Raw genomic sequence first — 18,102 nt, forward strand, 5'->3', positions numbered from 1 at the left:
CTTGAACTCGGGGCTGTGTTTGCGGCGACGCGGAGCGCGAACGCCAGTTTCATTGGAGATAGTGTGCACGTGTCCACCTAAAGTTAAGTGGACACGAGGCTCCTATAAAGCTTGATCGGCTTCAAGATGCCACGGCCAGACGCTTACGGTTATCGAGATAGGAGTGCCTCAGATGTTCACGAAAGTGAAGCTCGTCACAATGCCGGAGCAGGTGAAGCTTGCAAGGGCGTGGCAGCGAGGGAACCGATCTCGCCGAACCCGAATCGGTGAAACCAGGTGTGCAGTAGGGCAACCGTCTGCATGACCTCAACTATTCCAACCGCCCGGTGCGGACCCGCATGCCGGGTGGTGTGGGAGGGGAGTGAGTCACAATGACTCACCCCCTATCCCGATTGCTCTGGCCACCACAGCGCGCACGGCAAGTTGCGGCAGTGAGGCGGGTCTGGTCAGTGAGGCGTGGCCAACATCCCGTCCGGGCTGCGAAGGAGGGAGGCAATCTCCCCGAAATGGTGAATTCCGGAAGAATTCATCCGATCGCTGTCGACGGTTAACGCGCTGGTTATTGGCAGGATCAGGAATTCAGCCGAGTCCGTGCTGGCCCGCGGCCCTGCCATCACGGCACGCCCATTTGCGACTTCGATGCAGGTCCGAACTTCATATCGGTTCCGGACCCCTAGCAGGTAGAGATTGTCGACAGCCACATGCTGTGCGTCGGCTGGTCCACTGAAATTAACCACGAAGTCGTCCGTCTGAATTCCAAAACCCATTGCATCTTTTGATCTGAGGTATGTCCATTCGGCTGACGAAGGGCCCCACGACCTGCCCTTTCTTGGGGGCATGCGCACAACAATGTTTTCCCCAGAGGTAAGTGGCTTGACAAGGCGTGTTTCAGGCGGATATTGATTTAGAGAGTCATCCAGGAAGTATCCAGGTTGACATTTGGTAAGTGAGCAAATTCCCAGAAACAGGTCCCAGTCGGGAAGCATCAGGCCGTTGAGGAGGGTTGAAGCCAGGCCCTCGTCAATGGCGAGATTTTGCGAAAGCATTCGCGCTCGATCAAGGGGAGTGGCCGGATAGCGCATTTGGTCAAGGATTGCCTGCAGTCTGCTGGCAAACCGGCGCCCGAGAGCGTCTGGGGAGGTTTCAGAAGAAGAATTCATTGAATAGATCGTTACAACTCCGAACCAACGCCGCCATCGTACAAAAGGTTGACTCTATAACGGATTACAGCCGATTTACCCATAAAAGGAGCCCAAAGCGGTGCTCAAAAGGAGATTTGTTGGCAATTTTCGTTTCTTTTCAACGCGAAGGGGTTAAAAATATGGGTGAAGATGCCGTAATGAATACACGCGGCTTGTGTGTTCCAGTTTCAACTATGACCAAAAGTAACTCAACTTTCGCAGGAGCATCGCTTCACCCGCAGACGATGCATCTTCCTACGGTTGAGCGAAGCATTCTTGATGAAAACACCTTCGCGCTCATGCGGCGCTGGAAAGCTGCCACCGTCGATCCCATCGACGATCCGCGAATAATGAATCGGTGGTTCCCAGGGCAGCGCGAGCTTTTCAGAATTCTCTCGGTTCTTACGGAAGAGCAAGTGGTCGACCTGGCGGATTGCCGCATGCCACTGTTCAGCTTGCGACTCCCGGTCGTGTCGTCTGACGGTGTTTTCCGTAAGGCTCTCCCGTCGAGTAACTTTGAGGCAGAGTGCCTGGAAGAGGCCGCTTTGGCGCTTGTCACCCGTCTTGACGCATTGCGAACCTCGCATACGCAGGGGCGCATTTTGTACGACCTGAATTCGGCCCAGGCCAATTTTTTCTCACGGCACAGCCCAAGAGAGCTTTACGCTGTCGCTACTGATCCGGCCGTGGGCTTGATCCCAGCCTCTACCGATGAATTCTTCACCATCGCTGCGATGTCGAAACTGACTTCGCGCGAACGGACTGTGCTTGCGGCAACTACCCGCCGCAATCACCCGCTTTCCCACTGATCGGTCACGAGCCGAACATTAAGCAAACTATGAGCAAAGATATCGCAATGGGCCGCGCGCTGGCCGCAAGAAACCGGTTGAATCTTTTTGACGATCCAAGATGGGAAGAGCGTTTCGAAGTCCTTATCCGACTCACCCAGCGTACGCAGCTGATTCAATCGCTTACTGGCACTGACGTGCGCCCGCAGCGGCTCAAGGATGCGGTGGACCGGCGCGTTGCTGCAATGGGGCGCGACATAGCAAGGCCGAGGGGGATTGGGCAGTCCTACACTGCCAAAGGGTTCCTGAGCAAATTGGTGGATAAGTACGACGCGGCCTACTTGGTCAACCTGCACTATGGCGCCAATGGCCCCGGTGCAGCATCTCAGGCCGAGACAAATTTGGGCGCAGCGCTCGACAAAAGAATTGAGGTCTACCTTCAGTACAGGTCGGCCTTGTACGAGAATCCCGATGACGCGCGGGTGAGGTTTGAAACCTACGTAGTGCTAATTGACGGGGTAAGAAATCGTGTAGTCGACGTGCACACGTGCCAGGAATGCTCTTCGCGGTTCGTCTGGACATTGGCATCCAACGTGCGGCCGACTTGCCCCGTCTGCGCCATTCATCAGCAAAGCATCGAATCGTCACGGCGAAAACTCGCGGAACTCCTCGGCCGCAAGCCTACTGACAACTGCTATTCGCTACGTGCTGCATCGTAAGTGAGACCGACCGCACTGGAAAGGCGCTACGTCCATCCGGCAGTCATTGAACATCCTTTAGGCTCAATGGCCTAAAAGCGACTCGTAGAGCGACGAACTATAAATCGCGCTCCCAGCACAATCAATAGATGATTTCGAGCTGGTTTCAGAAGACATTCCTAAGACGCCCATCACCCACTCCCGCCGCTGCCCGCCAGCCTGCTCGGGCGACCTTACCTGTGTCGCGGGTGAAAAATATCTACCCCCCTGACGATCCGGGACTGCCGATCCGTGATGCCGAATACCTCCTCAACGGAAACTCACAAATTCTAGGCCGCCTTAAGCTTCACGCCGCCACAAGTGATGCTCACTTTGACCAGAGGTTTATCAAACCCCTCGAGCGACTCGCAGAACACATCAGTGCGCTTCCCGCCACATCGTCGGGCCTTTTCTCCGGAGAAGGCGGGCTGTTTTGCGCTTCAATCGAGCTGGCGTTTCTCAGCTTCCAGGCTTCCGATGGGCGGATCTTTACCGGTGCCGAAAGTGTCGAGCGGCGGCACAAGCTAGAGCCACGATGGCGATACTTCTGCTTTGCCGCGGCGCTTTTCTATCCGATTGGGAAGCCCTTAGGTCGAATGATCGTGACCAATGCTCGCGGCGAAACATGGCAGAAGCATCATCAGAGCCTTGTGGAGTGGACTCTAGCGAGTGACACCGACCGGATATATGTGTTCTGGCCCGAGGACAAGGCTGAGCAAGGCCAAATTGGCCCTTCGCCGTACACGGCATCTATTCTCCACAAGATCCTCGGCCCGGACAACCTGGCGTGGTTGGAGGATGGCTCGACGCACCTGATTCGGGATCTATTCGAAGTCGTCAGCGGAGCTGATACGTCTGCAAAGATTGCCCGTGACGTCATCGCCACGATGTGGCAAAAGGTGAGGACTCGAGAAGAGGCCCGCATGCCCGAGAATTACGGACGCCTGACCATCGGCACCCACCTAACGCCCTATCTTGTCGGTGCGATGCGTGCCCTCGTGGATGCCGGCAAATGGGTGCCCAACGGCCTCCCGTTCATTGTGGACGCTGCCGGGCTCTACCTGGTGTGGCCACAGGCGGGCCACGATATTGTGAAGCAGGGCAAAGTTGACGGCCACGAGGGCTGGCCATCCTCCCCGTCCGTCCTGGCCGATCTGCTCAAAGCCGCGGGCATATTTGACACGGCGCGTGGCGACGACAGTGGGCAGGTCGAGGTGGTCGACTTTGAAGGCAATCTGCACCCGGCGTTTAAGCTGAAGAACCCGTTCGCGGTGATGGAGTCTTATGACCCGGCCGACTACAAGAAGTCGCCACCAAAGACTCTTGTCGCGGTACTCGCGGCCGACCCAATCGCGGTGGTGGAACGCAGAGTCGCGCAGGCAGCACAGCCTCAAGTGCAACCTGATGATGGCGCCGCAGCTCCCCAACTACCTTCGTCAAAAGGCACGTCCATTGATCAGGAGTCCGGTGAAATTTTGAACTATGAGCCAGTCGGATCCAGCACACCGGTGCCCGTTCTATCGAAGCGTGAGGAGGGCGATGCGCGAATTTCGGATCAAGGCACGAACTACCAGGAGGCAGCCGCGCCTTCCGAAAAGGCGGAGGCCAGTGACTCCAAAACTGGTGCCCGCGATGCTAGTCGAAATCCATCGGCAAACGCAACGTCGGTGCCCGTCGGCGCCCCTGAGGACCAGCGGAAGGTAAAAGAGGCGCCGGAAATCAAGTTCAGCGATCTGGTTCCAGAAGAGATCCGCAGGGAGATGAAGACCCCGCTTTCAGTTGAGCTCCTTGGGAAGGTAATTAAGACATGGCGCGAGCGAGGCGAGGACAGTACGACGATGCGGATGACGGACAACGGGGCCGCCATCAGCTTTGAACTCTTGTCCTCAATGATTCGCAACATACCGGACTGGGTAAACGAGATCGCCGTCGCCGGGCTGGTCTACACCGCACCAGCGACGCCTGGTCTCAAAATCATGAAGGTCGCGATACCCGAGGGTTCGTCGAAACCGCGCGAGGCAATTGTTATTTCGCGCTATGGGTGCAAGAAGCTGGGACTCTAGATGGCAAATGGACAAAGATTCGAGCAACTATTGCGGCCGATCTATGAGGCGCGTTCCACTATTGCGTGGCTCGTAGCCGCGGTTTGGATGGCCCTATGTGCCCTCATCATCAACGCAACCACCGTCACGTTAATCTCTTCTGCGGCGCTGGCCGCAGCGATGGCGATGTTGAGGATGGTTGGCGCGAGACGGCTGCTGAACTACAAGCTTGCCCTTGCCGGCAAGGACGTGCGTGTGATTCCAACAAGCACCCTTCAAAAGGCGATGAAGGACATGGGCAACAACCTGTGGCTCGGTTGGGGATATAGATGGGAGCCGCGCCATACTCAGCGCGCGTACGAAATCATGAAGCGGGATCTTGTCGACGTGTACCCGCCCCTTTGGTGGATCAAGTGGACGAAGCTGAAGCAAAACCCATTTAAGGCAAAGGGGCTGCCGTGGATCCATGGGCTCGATATGAAGGAGGTTGACATCTTCCTGCCCTTCGACTCGCTCAAAGGGCACTGCGCGATTATTGCGACAACCGGCGCGATCAAGACACGTCTGGCCGCGCTGGTGATATTCCAGCTTGCGATGCGAGGTGACACTGTCATCGTGATTGATCCAAAAGGGGATCGAGACCTTCGCGAAATCTGCCGCGAGGCCGCGCGGCTTGCTGGGCACCCTGAGCGGTTCCTGATGATTCATCCCGCGTTCGCCTCAGAATCCGTGCGCCTGGACCTCATCAAGAACTGGGATCAGGTATCACAAGTTGCGTCCCGCATAACGATGGTTTTGGACGCCCAGGAGGCCGACAATTTTAAGGAATTCTGCTGGATGGCCGTGCACCGGATCACCAACGGCATGAAGTATGTCGGACGCCGTGTCAGCCTCTACTCACTAAAAATTGCAATGGAGTCGCGGGTATCGGTCGAGAAGATGGCGGAAGCCGTGCTTGTGAAGTTCTTCAATGAAGAATGCCCCCAGCTCCTTGAAGCAATCGAGAAGGAAATCAATGCCTCGAATGCGGCAGGAAAGCGGCCTCAAAGCAAAAATGCGGTTGAAACAAGCTCGCCGACCTTGAGCGCGATGATCAAGGTTTTCCAATCCGACGTTCCTGAAACCGCAGAGGACGCGCAGAAGCTTGGAATTCCTGTCAAGCCGGAAGAGGTCCGAGGCCTGGTTTCCATCCTTGAGGCCAATAAGGAATGGTTCGGGAAAATGATCGTCAGTATCACCCCCCTGCTGACCAAGCTCACGACGGATGACTTGAAGGGTCTCCTATCCCCTGACTATGAGGATGTTGCCGACACAAGGCCAATCATGGACGGCAAGCGTCTCGTTGAAGGAAACCACATTCTGTATATGGGCACCGATACCCTGGCAGATGAATCGGTCGGAAAGGCAATGTCGACAATGCTCCTTGCCGAGATGTCCTCGGTGGCTGCAGAGATATACAACCACGGGCTCGACTCAGATCGTGGAGAAGAACCGCGGCGCGTGCATGTTGTGGTCGACGAGTGGGGCGATGCAGCATGCGCGCCGCTGATTCAGCAGGCGAACAAAGGCCGGGGAGCTGGCTTCTTCATCTGGGCGCTCGGGCAAACATTCTCTGACCTTGTTGACAAATTCGGTGGGAACGAAGCCCGTGCAAGGCGATTCATCGGCAACATGAACAACATGATCGTTGGTGCAACCCAGGATCCGGACACCATGAAGCTGATCATTGACAAGTTGGGTGAAACCGCGATTACTGTGCGCAGCTCCTCTTCCGGCATTGGGTCCAAAACAGAAGATGCCGGCCTTGAATTTTCGTCCAACCAGAGTGACAAGGCAGAAGACGTTGTCATGGAGATTTTCCCGAAGAGTCTTTTACCCTCACTACCGGATCTGCACTACATCGGCATATTCAACCGTGGCGAACTGATCAAAGGCCGGATACCGGTAATCCTCGAAGATGCGAAGGTAAAAAAACAATGAGTCAAGTGATCAATTTCGATCGTTCGAAAGCTACTTCTGGCGGAGGAGTTCGTATAGGTGGCTCGGGTATTTGGCCGCTCAGCGGCCTCTCGCAAACCTCACCGGGCGCGTGGCTCGATGCGACCATTGATGGAAAAGCATACGCTTCTGTTGCGCTTTCGCTTTGGACCCATCACCCGCAGCTCAGGGCGGCGACAGAGCGCCTCGGTGTGCTGCTGACCCCAATGTGGCCAACATTGGCAGGCGACTCGCTGCTCGCATGTGCGATTGAAAATGCAGTTACGAAGGTCGACGCTGCTGTGCGCCGCGGCGAATCGTATGAGGGCCGCGTTGTTGCAATTTATCTCTATTGGCTTGCCAATTGCGTTGCAGAGGTTGCCCGGTTGGCGGTCTATGGCGAGAACACGGATGGGCAGCTGCTTCGGTGGCGGTACTTCTCTGAGCCGCTGCACTCGTGGGCACTAGCCCACGGCATGAAGGAGCTGGAGACCGTTCTGGTTGCGGAACAGCCGACTGTGGAAGAAGTAGCCGGTCTGAGAATCCACCTAATCGCGCGGCTTACCGACGATCCCGTCGATGCTGGTTACCTTGAACTCCTGGCGCCGCGAGGATAACCATGGCCGTCAAAAGTAGCCAGCATATTGGCTTTTGGCTCGGTGTGATCGCCGTGGGGTTCCTTCTCGGGCCGGTGATGCGTTCCGGCTCCAGTATGGAGCAGTTCGTAAAATCCGAGATACACCAGACGAGGGAGGCATTGGGGGAAACTGTCGCAGTCAGGGTTGTTGGGTTTGCTTCCGGAATCTTCACTGGAACTCCCCTCGGGATGATCTCCCAGACTGCAAACGGACTGAAGCATTCAAAGGAAGACCGCGACCTTGGGGGACGGGTGGCAGGACCTGTCGGCATAGCCATGTCATCCATGTACAACAGCTATCTGCAGGGACTGATGTTGCAGGCGTATGTCATGGCGATGCGGTTTGCGATAGTGATGGTCTGGTTTGTGATCCTTGCTCCTCTTCTATTTGCTGCGGTCTACGACGGATTTATGCAGAGAAAAATCAAGCGTGCTGAGTTCGGGGCACTTAGGCCTGCGACCTTTGCTCTCGCGAGCCTTCTGGTCATCCCCTTGCTCGTCTTACCTCTGGTATACCTAGTCGTTCCGTTCAGCATCTCCCCCCTCCTGGCCCCCGCTTGGGCCTTAATTGTTGCCATCCCGCTTTCGGTACTGATATCAAACACGCAGCCGCTCTTCGGGCGCTGAGGCAAATGGCTCGGACAACTGGCCTTGCCGCTCCAACGGCAAGTGTCATCGCCTATCTCGGGCAAACCTGACGGGCCGGCGGCCGGGCGTATTGAGTCAGGGCGATAACTACTTGCTGCATGGCGAGCGCTCATAACCATGGCGCCTATTCGCCGTCCTTCCTGTAAGTAGCCCGGGCGCTCTCATAACGCGGTCGCTCAACAAGCCAGTTTCCATGCGTTGAGCGGGACGGAAATTCCCTGTCTATCAACAGAATAGGGTGCATGCAAAATGCGAACCCCACCGGCGACAGATCCTTGAACGAGGTTGCTCGCGTTGGGAATACTCAGCGGGTTCTCGCTCAGTTGATGGACACATTGGACGTCCTACGGCCGTACTTCGCCGATGGCGAGATCAATGAAATCATGATCAACGGGCCCGACGACGTCTTCATCTCCAAGCACGGCGAGGACACAAAGGTCCGAGTAAAGCTGAGCGCGCCAAATATTCGGGCCGCAATTACTCTGATCGCCGGGTTGATGGAAAAAGAGGTGGGGGAAAAATCGAAACAACGCGTGTTGTCGGCCAGGCTCCCCGGCTTTCGAATTGAGGCGCTGCTTCCCCCTGTCGCCGTAAACGGACCGTCGATGTGCATTCGCCGGCATGCCGCCCGTGTGTTTTCCATTGAGGAATATGTCGCGTCAGGCGTGATTTCCGAAAAGTACGCTGACCTTATGGCGCAAGCCATTGCAGCAAAGGAGAACTTTCTTATCGTGGGCGGCACCGGGTCGGGGAAGACGACGTTGATGAACACGGCATTGAGCATGGTTCCAAAGGAGGAGCGGCTCTTCGTCATTGAGACAGTCCACGAACTCAAGATTACTTCCCCGAATGCTGTCCTGGTCGAATGTGACGATGAGCAGGGCATGACTGCCCGCCGCGCCGTTCGAACAGCAATGCGATACGCCCCCAAGCGCGTGATTGTGGGTGAACTTCGCGGACCCGAAGCCTATGACTGGATGGACGCTGCTAACACTGGCCATCCAGGCTCCGCGGCAACGATCCATGCGAACAGCGCCAGTCGCGCGCTCGGCCGACTGGAGAACCTCGTGCTGATGGCGGACATGGGCATTCCGCATGAGGCGATCCGTGTCGCAATCGCCGACACGTTGCAGTGGATGTTCTACATAAAGCGAGAGGGCAGTAAGCGCGCCGTCTCCGAGGTTTGCCGCCTACACGGTTTCGATCGTGCGAGTGGTGACTACTCCCTTGAGCACTTTTAACAGTTTCCCTTTTGAAAACCCTGGAGATATCCCAATGAAAGCATCAATCAGCCGCCTCGCCAGCATGTTCAAGGCACCAGCGCCGAAAGGACAGCACAATGCGTCCGTCGCAATCGCATGTGCCATGGTGGCGGCCTTCCTCTTGTCAGCGGTTCCCATTGAAGCGATGGCTCAATCAATGAGCATGCCGTTTATTGAAGGCGTCGGCTGTCAAGTTGCCATGTGGATGAAAGGACCCCTTGCTATCCTGATTTTCATCGTCGTCTGCATTGCCACACTGGTTATCGGCTTGATCACCAAGATGGACTGGGGCCGCATGATCAGCGTGGCGATTGTGTTCGGCATCATCCAGGGCCTGGTTTCCATCTTGCTGAGCACCGGGACCATTCAGCTTCCAAGCTGCTTGTCCTAAGCTGCGCCTGGCTACGCCGTATGGCCTCCCGGTCGTCCCCCTTTCATCAGTCCCTACACCGGCCCCGTTTGATCATGGGGGTCGAGAAGAGCAGCTTCGCGGGTCTTGCGCTCGTCGGCACATTTCTCATCGTAGCCAAAAGCTACTGGGGCATTCCCATCGTCTTCCTTGGCTACCTGATCGCAAGGTGGCTTTCGAAGCGTGATGATCAATTCATCGGGATCTTGATGCGCTACTTGCGCGAGGGGCACGTCTATGACGCTACACCCCGGCTCGAAGACGCCAGTTCCCGGCCGAAGGGTTGGGGTAGGGGACTTCCCCTCTAATTTGTCAAAAGGCGTACATGGTTTCCTTCGAAGATCTATTCACAAAGCCGCGTAAAGCGGCGCGCTCGTTTGCGGAGCTGCTGCCCTGGTTCACGCAGGTCGCTCCCGGGCTCGTGCTTTGCCAGGACGGGTCTCTGCTCGCAGGATACACATACGAGGGGTCTGACGTTGAGGGTAAGCAGGATTTCGAAGTTGACCAAAGAATTTCCCAGCTCCAAACGGCACTTCGGGCGCTGAATGACCGAATTACGCTCTGGACAATTCAGGAGCGCCGTTTTGTCACTGGCTATCCGGCCGGCGACTTCACGAACCCAATCGCCCAGGCAATCGATCGGCAGTGGGAGAAAGCGTGTACGAAGCAAAGAAATGCGGCGGTGACTCAGTGCATGTTTCTTTCCTTCAATTTCCCGAACCGTTCAGAGGCCTTCTTTGAGGCGATTCGAAGCGAGGTAAGTGAGAATGACGGGAATTTTCTCGCCGCCGTTTCTGGTCTCATTCGACGTCGACTGACCGACAAAGGCGCGGTCGCGAGGGTGCGCGGCCAGTTGAGCGACATGACCGTCGAATTCGAGAAAATTCTTGATACCTTCTCGGGGATCGTTGAGCTGAACTTGGGTTTCTCGCGCTTGCGCGATGACGAAATGCTCGGTGAGCTCTACGCACGGGCAAATCTTGCTTCGCCACGGGGGCCGGTGAGCATCAGCAAGGGCATGACCTATCTCAACACAGCGCTTGCAACCGACACCTTGATCAGAAGGCACGATCAGATTGAGTTCCAGGGGCCGACCAAAAGTACGTTTGTAGCCGCACTGTCGACCACGGGTACGCCGCAGGAAGCGTTCAGCGGAGACGTCGATCGCCTCATGGGGGTGGACTGCGAGTATGTGCTCATACAGTGCTATCGCTTCATGGATCGGACGATCGCAGAGAAGGCCATTCAGGACGCGGAGATGTTCTACCGCAGCGAAGTTAAGTCTGTGCTCACAAGGGCAGCTGAGCGCCTACTTGATACCGTCTCCGACAAGGTAAACACCGGAAATTTGCAGCTTGCTGACGATGCACAGGAGGCACTGGTCGAGCTGACCGCCTCTAATGTGAGTTACGGCTACTACAACATGACGGTGCTGGCACTCGGAAACAACCAGAAGGAGGCTGAGAATGCGGCCGACCTGATGGCAAGCAATCTGCGCGCAAGTGGGTACACGATCATACGGGAACGCCAGGGGCTTATCTCCGCACTCCTTACATCGATGCCTGGGAACGCCAACGCCATCATGCGGTGGAAACTCGCATCGACGGCGAATCTGGCCGATCTGGCCCCAATTAGGACGATTTCGACAGGGGAAAAGACGCACCCATTCTTCTCGCGCCTGCTTGGCTATGACGTTCCTCCACTCTGCCGGTTCGTCACACCCTACGGAATCTCCTACGACTTCAATCCTCACGAAACGGACCTTGGCCACACGGCGATCGTCGGCGGCGCCGGCTCGGGCAAGACCTCACTTCTGACCCTTCTGATTTCGCAGTTTCAGAAGTACACGCCGTCCCAAACGTTCATCTTCGACAAGGACCACTCGCTCATGATTGCCACTGTGCTCCTGGGCGGGAAGCACATTGATCTCGGTGGCAAGGGCGGCAGGAAGATCGGGATGAACCCCGTTCGGGTCATGCTCGATGCGAACGACGACATGAGATTGCGGCAGTGGGTCGAAGTGCTCATTGCAGCCGGTGGAAGTGAGGTCTCGGCAACTGAAGGGCAGGCAATTTTTACGGCGATTCAAGGGCTGCGCCGTTCCCATCGGTCTGGGTGGCGCCTCTCAGCCTTGTATGCGCTCATCGCCGGTGCGGACCAAACACTTGCCGCAAAGCTGGCGCCTTATGTGGACAGAACCGACGACGATGATGCCGGCGCTGGTGCCTATGCGCCGTACTTCGACAACGACGAAGACAACTTCCAGCTTTCCAGCATGGTGGGAATGGAATGTGGCGGAATTCTGCAGACTCCTCAGCTCGCCAGTCCATTTATGGACTACGCCTTCTACAACATCGAAAGCAGGTTGGACGGGACCACGCCTACGCTCATCTATATCGAGGAAGCCTGGTACATGCTGGCAAACCCGATGTTTGCAGCGAAGATGGAAGACTGGTTGAGGACGTTCCGCAAGAAGCGCGCATTTGTGATGTTCGCGACCCAAGCGCTGGACGAACTTGCTCGGCTCCCGAACATTGGAAGTTTCGTTACAAACATCCCGTGCCAGATCCTCCTGCCGGCAGTCAAGTCGTCTGTTCACCAGCAGGCTGCCCTGTACAGCCAGGTATTCGACATCAATGAGAGCCAGCTCAATCTTCTCGCGCATGCGATTCCGAAGCGTGACTACTTGCTGGTGAAGCCATCAGTCACCCGGCTGGTCAGCACTCAAATGCCTCCGCTACTCATTGCCATCAACGAGGCAACCACCCAGCCCGCTATGCGGCAGGCCGTGATCGAGGCATCCATTCGGGGCGGGCCCGGCTGGGAACTGAAATTTGTGAAAGAGGTACTACATGTTGCTGCATAAATTGAAAACACCCCTTGCCCATCTGCTGATTCTTATGGGCGTTTCGTCCATGTCGCTGCCGGCCCACACCGGCACAGTCGCTGGCTTCGGCGGCGGCACGGAGATCACGCAGCTCCTGAACAATGGGGAACTCGTGAAAGTCTCGATTGACTCGGCCGAAACCGCGATGACCACAGTTCAGGCACACATGGTGCAAATCGAGCAGTATCGAAACCAATTGCTGAATACCATGGGAGTCGACCCGGCGGTGCTTGCGGGGAACATTGTTGACGCCAACAAGGCTTACAACACCTTGCGCAACTACCAGCAGTCCATCAATGGTTTGACCGGAAGTCTTTCGAGCCAGTTGCAAAACCTTGACTCGAACCAGATGGCTGCGAAGCTCATGAATATGTCCTGGAAGGACTACGTACTGAAAACGGCAAATGACGCGCGACTTGGCAACGAGCGTGCAAAGTTGAGGATCCAAACCGCCCGTTCAACAATGGAGCAGGTGGACGAGGACTACAAGTTCGTTCAGGAGCAGGGTAGCGCGATTTCGGCGGCAACAGGGCAACACGAGTCGATCAAGATACTGAACAACCAGATGAACCGTCTGGTCCAACAGAATGCCCGCATGGTCGCCATGATGGCAAGGGCTGAGAGTGACGTGGACGCGAAGGTAGATGCTGCCAACGACAAGCTCAAGACGACAAATGAGTTCGACCTCGTCCAGAAGCGACAGAAGGCGATTCGGGCCCAGCAACTTGAAATGATGCAGCGGTGAACACTATTTACGAAAGCCCAGTCCGGTTTTGGTTTGCCTCGCTGGTCGGCAGGGCTGCTTTCAAGGCTGCTCAGTTCGCCGCGAACGTTGCAGCTGCCGGCAAGCGGAAACGCCTTCTGCTCGCGTTGCTTTGTGTGACGTTGGCCCTTGGGGCTACCCTGACGGCTGCACAAAACCCACCGGCCGAGGGTGCGGAGTTGGAAGCCGCCCAGGCTGTGGCGCAGACAGTCCCAACCGGCGGAATTTCTGGGCAACAGATGGCGCAGGAGATAACGTCGGCGCTAGATCAGGCCTTGCAAAAGCTCAAGTCAAATGCTTCGATGAAGTCCTTTGGTGACAAACTCCTCGGGCTGGGCGTTTTTATCGGGATGATGTGGGGAGCGTTCAAGACCATGGCCGGGGGGAAGGGAATTGGCGAGTTGATTGGCGAATGGGTTCCGATTTTCGTTGGCGCCGGTGTGGTCGTTGCGATTATCGATCCAGCCTATGGAGGCGCTCGGCAGATCGTAAGCCAGATGGACTCGCTTGCCTCATCGGTCACGGGGGCCGATGTGAGTACCCTAACTTCCCTTCTTGGGGATTCCACGAAGCTCATCTTCAACAGCATCTATTTGATTGCTGACACGAGCTCGGCCACGGATGGGTCAGCCGCTGACCTACTCTCCGGGAAGATCATGTACATGGTCGGATCCTTCATATTTGTCAACATCATGAAAATGGTCACCATTTTCCTGGTTCTGCTTGCAGGATGCGTTTTTCTGGCCACCGCGGCTATGGCAATGGTTAGTGTGGAACTTGTCGTATGCCTTGCGCCCGTCATGGTCCCCTTTCTGATATTCAAGCCAATGTCATGGGTCTTCGATTCCTGGCTCCGATTCCTTTTGGGCGCGTGCATGATGAAGTTGGTTGCAGCATTCATGTTCCTGATCACTGGGAAGCTGTTTGAAGCGCTGGCCAAGGTCGCGGCAAAGATTGCAAAAGACTCGGCGGGAACGGCTTCCATGGACACGCTGACAGCCGACGTAACGCTTTATGGATTTATGGTGTTGCTGGCCGTGATGGCTGCGCTATTCATGGCCCAGGTGCCCTCAATCGCCACTGGACTCCTGCAGGGCAGTGCTGGTGGTGCTGGCTTTAGTGGGATCAAGGGCCTCACACAGAGTGCCGGTGCACGCGCTGCGAACTATGCCGGAGGCGCCGCCGGGCAAGGGGCCAAATCTGGTGTGTCATCAGCCTACAACAGCACTGTCGGTGCGCAGCGTGCATCGTCACTTGGGGCCAGTGACGCGAGAAGTGGAGTGCCATCTGGCGCTACTCGTTTCAACAGCAACTCCCAGAATCGGGCGTATCAAAAATCCTACAGGGCGAACGCACCATCCAAGGAGCAACCGACGCCCCCACAAAAATGACTTTCGGCGAACCCAGTGAGCGTGTCCGCCACGGCATTTGACAGCCGTGTCTTCTGTGATACTTTTGGTAGAACAGAAACGGAATAACATGAGAAACACCAAATTTTCCTTGATGGGCGCACTTCAGGAGTCGGCTGGTCGAGTTGGCATGTTCGCTACCTTCGCCTTGATGGTGGTGCTTGTCGTATTTCCACTTGTTGGGATTTGGCTAACCTGGGTCGTTAATGCCTTCCAAGGCACGATGACGACGTTTGATTGGAGCCTGGGTGATAAAGGCCAAGTTCTTCCTACGCGAGGACTTTTGTTCCTCTCCGGCCCAGTGGCATTTCTCCTGGCTTTCCATCTACTCCGCTTCGTCACAGCCTTATTGGGGTCCGGTGGAGAAGCCGGGGTTGCTATTCCAATGACCGCCTCCGTCGGGCTTTCGGCAGCAAGCGCCTGGGTGGTCAAGTTCTATGGGGCAACGTTTGCCATCTGGCTCGCCCTGGCCGACCATGGCCCGCATGAACGCTACTGGCCGTTCGCTTCGGTCGTTGCCCTTGGTATTGCCTCGTGGTGGCTCGTTAAGAGCGAGTTTCTCTATGGATTCAAGGCCAAGCCTTCTCAACTTAGGGTTCGTGCCCAAAACGACGCTGGCGAGGTCGCAGTGCCAGAAGTCGCGCGCGTGATCGTGCCGAAACTCACGTTCAAGGATATCCACGGGAACACAGACCTCAAAAAGCGCCTCCTAGCAGCTGGGCACGCGATCACTGCCCCGCGGGCCGAAGGGGTGAAGCCGCGTAACGGAATCCTGCTCGGAGGCGATCCGGGCAATGGGAAGACTGTGCTCGCAGAGGCCTTGGCCGGGGAACTGAAGCTGCCATTCCTCACCCTCACCCATTCTGATGTTGCGAGCCAGTGGGTCGGGGAACGCACAGTGCGGATCAAGGCGGCATTCGACCAGGCGATTCGCAATCAGCCATGCATGTTGTTCATCGACGAAATCGACAGCTTCCTCCCCACCCGGGGGGACTCGGCCGGCCAGAATAAGGAGGATAGTGATGTCGTCAACTCGCTTCTGACGCTGCTGGTTGACGTGCGCAGGCACCGGGTAGTGATCGTGGCCGCTACGAACTACATGGACCGGCTTGACGGCGCCGCTATTCGAGAAGGGCGATTCGACTTCAAAATTGAGGTTTCACCGCCGGATCAGGACGCCCGGGTGGGGCTGCTCCAGAGCGGAATCAAGGCCCATACTCCAACGGCTCAAGTATCACCGGACGTGCTGCGGAGCGTGGCGCTTCGCTGGAACGGCTTTTCTGTGAAACGCATCCTCGCCGTTACGGAGGAAATGCCTTCTTACCTCGCGGACAAGGTCGGTGGCGGTGGGCGCACGGAGCAGTTGACCTTTGATGACTTCATGAGTGCCCTGCGCCGCATTCAGGGGCAGCGTGGTGCGAAACCTGAGAATGTGAAAAGCCTGAGCGAGATGGTGTTCCCAGACTTCACCAGGAACGCGCTGGCGATGATCGCCAGTCGCCTGGCGGATCCTGTTCGTGTGGAGCGGCTGGGCGGGTCCCTTCCGACTGGAGTGCTCTTCTTTGGCCCCCCGGGCACCGGCAAGACGGCCGCGTGCAAGGCGCTTGCGAAGGAAGTTGGCTGGACCTTCTTGATTGCTACTGGCGCCGACTTGGCCCGCGACCCGAAGGCGCTGGAGAAGCTCTATACAAAGGCGAAGGAACTGCGGCCGACACTCATCTTTATAGACGAAGCCGATGAGCTTCTGCGGTCGCGGGAATACTCACAGAACACGGAAGCAACGAACAAGCTGCTAACCCTCATGGAGGGCGTGAACGACCGGGTACGGGACGTGCTCTGGGTTGCGGCAACGAACAACCCCGATCAAATTGACCCTGCCCTCTTGCGTGGCGGACGTTTCACCGAGAAGGTTGAATTTGTCAGGCCAAGCGGTGCGCAGCTCGTGGCACACCTTACGCATTGGCTGGCCCATCGCAAGGTAGATATGGCTCCGGATTTCAGCGTTGAAGAGCTGGTTCAGCTGATGGGCGATCAGAGCATTGCAAATGCAGAGGCAATCTGCCAACACGCTGTCAACAGGGCGATAAGCCAAACTGACGGGGACCAGATCGTTATTAGTCGGAGCGACGTGGACGTTGCAATTACAACTGTTTTAGGCGATCGAGGATGAAATTGGGAAAGTTATTCACTACGTGCGCTGCAGTGATGCAGGTCATATTCTGGGCGCCGCACGCGTCAGCAATGGATCTTGCGAGCAACGCCTCAACCGGTGCTCAGCTGGCAAGGGCGGCAACGTTTCCGATCAGTCAACCAGCTCAACCCAATGATTGCGTTTCACAGGCCGGTGATTTTCACGGAGTGAACTCGTGGATCGTGCGTGCGATTCTCAAGGTGGAATCCAACTTCAACCCTAAAGCGATGAACAAGAATCGAAACGGGACAACTGACGTTGGGATGGCGCAGATCAATTCGATGCACTTTAAGGAGCTGAAGTCACACGGAATCGCCCCCGATGACCTGCTCGACGGGTGCATTGCAAGTTACGTCGCGGCATGGCATTTAAAAAAGCAGATAACGGCGTATGGGAACACCTGGTTCGCGATCGGGGCGTACCACTCTGCAACGCCATGCTTCAACAAACGGTATACGGGACTCGTCTGGAATGTGCTTCGAACGTGGGGAGTGGTTCAAGGAAATAAGGAGTCGCCAGGATCCCTTGACTCCTGTGGGTCAACCCAAGTTGCCAGCTCGGGCAAGCAGCGGACTTCTACGGCCGGGACATCGGTTTTGGCTCTCGACGGCGAATAACCTACCCACTTGAACGGATCAACATGCTTGAAAGTGCCAATGCTCAATAACCCAACGAACCCAACCCATGGATCTGCAGCGATGCTCGATCAGCTGCAGCAGATCATGGTGCTCCCGAACGAGCAAAGAATCGCGTTGATGAGCGCGTGGTCGGCAATTGATCCTGCCGTCGCCTTTGCTGGCCGGGCCATGCCGGCAGAGGAGGTCATAGTCGAAGAGCCTGGTGCGGATACCTTGGCAAATTGGCTTGAGGCTATTGGGGACTTGCCCAAACGCCAGCGGTACGCGCTGATGGAGGACGCGCTTGGACGTGAAACGTCCCTCGGTGAGCGGGAGGCCATCCATGTCGCGATGTCGAATCTCACGAACTCGGACCCCTTATTTGCAATAGAAGTGTCAGTGACTAAATATGCTTATGAGCACCCAGTGCTGATCTGTCTGGGTGCATTTGGATTGATTCTCCTAACCTGGGCCACAGTTAAGGGTGCCTGGCGAATAGTTTTTTAGGTCACTCTCTCCCTCTCTCCATCAATTGCCTGCTTCGCTGCAGGCTT

At 56.4% G+C, this 18,102-nt stretch carries 16 protein-coding genes; 15 read left to right on the forward strand and 1 reads right to left on the reverse strand.

Annotated features, from left to right (window positions below; translation table 11 throughout):
• Positions 1–446 precede the first annotated feature (446 nt).
• Positions 447–1,160, reverse strand: a complete 714-nt coding sequence (locus B7G53_RS22590) for a hypothetical protein (protein ID WP_141396383.1) — start codon at positions 1,158–1,160, stop codon at positions 447–449.
• Positions 1,161–1,279: 119 nt separating this feature from the next.
• On the opposite strand from B7G53_RS22590, the gene B7G53_RS18135 reads away from it, so the two are divergent.
• The 15 genes from B7G53_RS18135 (at position 1,280) to B7G53_RS18205 (ending at position 18,055) form a co-directional block, all read left to right on the forward strand.
• Positions 1,280–1,990 (forward strand): hypothetical protein, encoded by a 711-nt coding sequence (locus tag B7G53_RS18135; protein WP_255250074.1) that lies wholly within the window; start codon positions 1,280–1,282, stop codon positions 1,988–1,990.
• A 29-nt stretch (positions 1,991–2,019) separates the two neighbouring features.
• Positions 2,020–2,688, forward strand: coding sequence for a hypothetical protein (locus B7G53_RS18140; RefSeq protein WP_096670306.1), 669 nt, complete (start codon positions 2,020–2,022; stop codon positions 2,686–2,688).
• 227 nt (positions 2,689–2,915) lie between these two features.
• The gene (gene mobH / locus B7G53_RS18145; protein WP_255250075.1) at positions 2,916–4,769 is read left to right on the forward strand and encodes a MobH family relaxase; all 1,854 of its coding nucleotides are present in this window, start codon (positions 2,916–2,918) and stop codon (positions 4,767–4,769) included.
• The gene (gene traD / locus B7G53_RS18150; protein ID WP_096670310.1) at positions 4,770–6,728 is read left to right on the forward strand and encodes a conjugative transfer system coupling protein TraD; all 1,959 of its coding nucleotides are present in this window, start codon (positions 4,770–4,772) and stop codon (positions 6,726–6,728) included.
• Positions 6,725–7,342: a hypothetical protein gene (locus B7G53_RS22595; RefSeq protein WP_141396384.1), complete on the forward strand. Its 618-nt coding sequence runs from the start codon at positions 6,725–6,727 to the stop codon at positions 7,340–7,342. Before traD ends, B7G53_RS22595 begins: the two co-directional genes overlap by 4 nt.
• A gap of 2 nt (positions 7,343–7,344) precedes the next feature.
• Entirely contained in the window at positions 7,345–7,989 is a 645-nt protein-coding gene (locus B7G53_RS18160; RefSeq protein ID WP_096670314.1) for a DUF4400 domain-containing protein, read from the forward strand.
• Positions 7,990–8,252: 263 nt separating this feature from the next.
• Positions 8,253–9,251 carry a CpaF family protein gene (locus B7G53_RS18165; protein WP_096670316.1) on the forward strand — a complete coding sequence of 333 codons (999 nt, stop codon included), beginning with the start codon at positions 8,253–8,255 and terminating at the stop codon, positions 9,249–9,251.
• 34 nt (positions 9,252–9,285) lie between these two features.
• Positions 9,286–9,663: a hypothetical protein gene (locus B7G53_RS18170; protein WP_096670318.1), complete on the forward strand. Its 378-nt coding sequence runs from the start codon at positions 9,286–9,288 to the stop codon at positions 9,661–9,663.
• Positions 9,664–9,683: 20 nt separating this feature from the next.
• Positions 9,684–9,989, forward strand: coding sequence for a VirB3 family type IV secretion system protein (locus tag B7G53_RS18175; protein ID WP_096670320.1), 306 nt, complete (start codon positions 9,684–9,686; stop codon positions 9,987–9,989).
• A gap of 17 nt (positions 9,990–10,006) precedes the next feature.
• Entirely contained in the window at positions 10,007–12,547 is a 2,541-nt protein-coding gene (locus tag B7G53_RS18180) for a VirB4 family type IV secretion system protein (RefSeq protein WP_096670322.1), read from the forward strand.
• The gene (locus B7G53_RS18185) at positions 12,534–13,313 is read left to right on the forward strand and encodes a hypothetical protein (RefSeq protein WP_141396385.1); all 780 of its coding nucleotides are present in this window, start codon (positions 12,534–12,536) and stop codon (positions 13,311–13,313) included. The genes B7G53_RS18180 and B7G53_RS18185 overlap by 14 nt, the downstream gene beginning before the upstream one ends.
• The gene (locus tag B7G53_RS18190) at positions 13,310–14,722 is read left to right on the forward strand and encodes a type IV secretion system protein (RefSeq protein ID WP_096670326.1); all 1,413 of its coding nucleotides are present in this window, start codon (positions 13,310–13,312) and stop codon (positions 14,720–14,722) included. The genes B7G53_RS18185 and B7G53_RS18190 overlap by 4 nt, the downstream gene beginning before the upstream one ends.
• A gap of 88 nt (positions 14,723–14,810) precedes the next feature.
• The gene (locus tag B7G53_RS18195; RefSeq protein WP_255250076.1) at positions 14,811–16,910 is read left to right on the forward strand and encodes an AAA family ATPase; all 2,100 of its coding nucleotides are present in this window, start codon (positions 14,811–14,813) and stop codon (positions 16,908–16,910) included.
• A complete protein-coding gene (locus tag B7G53_RS18200; protein WP_255250077.1) occupies positions 16,907–17,548 on the forward strand; it encodes a lytic transglycosylase domain-containing protein in 642 nt (213 codons plus the stop codon). The genes B7G53_RS18195 and B7G53_RS18200 overlap by 4 nt, the downstream gene beginning before the upstream one ends.
• 81 nt (positions 17,549–17,629) lie before the next feature.
• Positions 17,630–18,055 carry a hypothetical protein gene (locus B7G53_RS18205; protein WP_096697839.1) on the forward strand — a complete coding sequence of 142 codons (426 nt, stop codon included), beginning with the start codon at positions 17,630–17,632 and terminating at the stop codon, positions 18,053–18,055.
• Positions 18,056–18,102 lie beyond the last annotated feature (47 nt).

It is taken from the genome of Polaromonas sp. AET17H-212, from assembly GCF_002379085.1.
Taxonomy (GTDB): Bacteria; Pseudomonadota; Gammaproteobacteria; order Burkholderiales; family Burkholderiaceae_C; genus Polaromonas.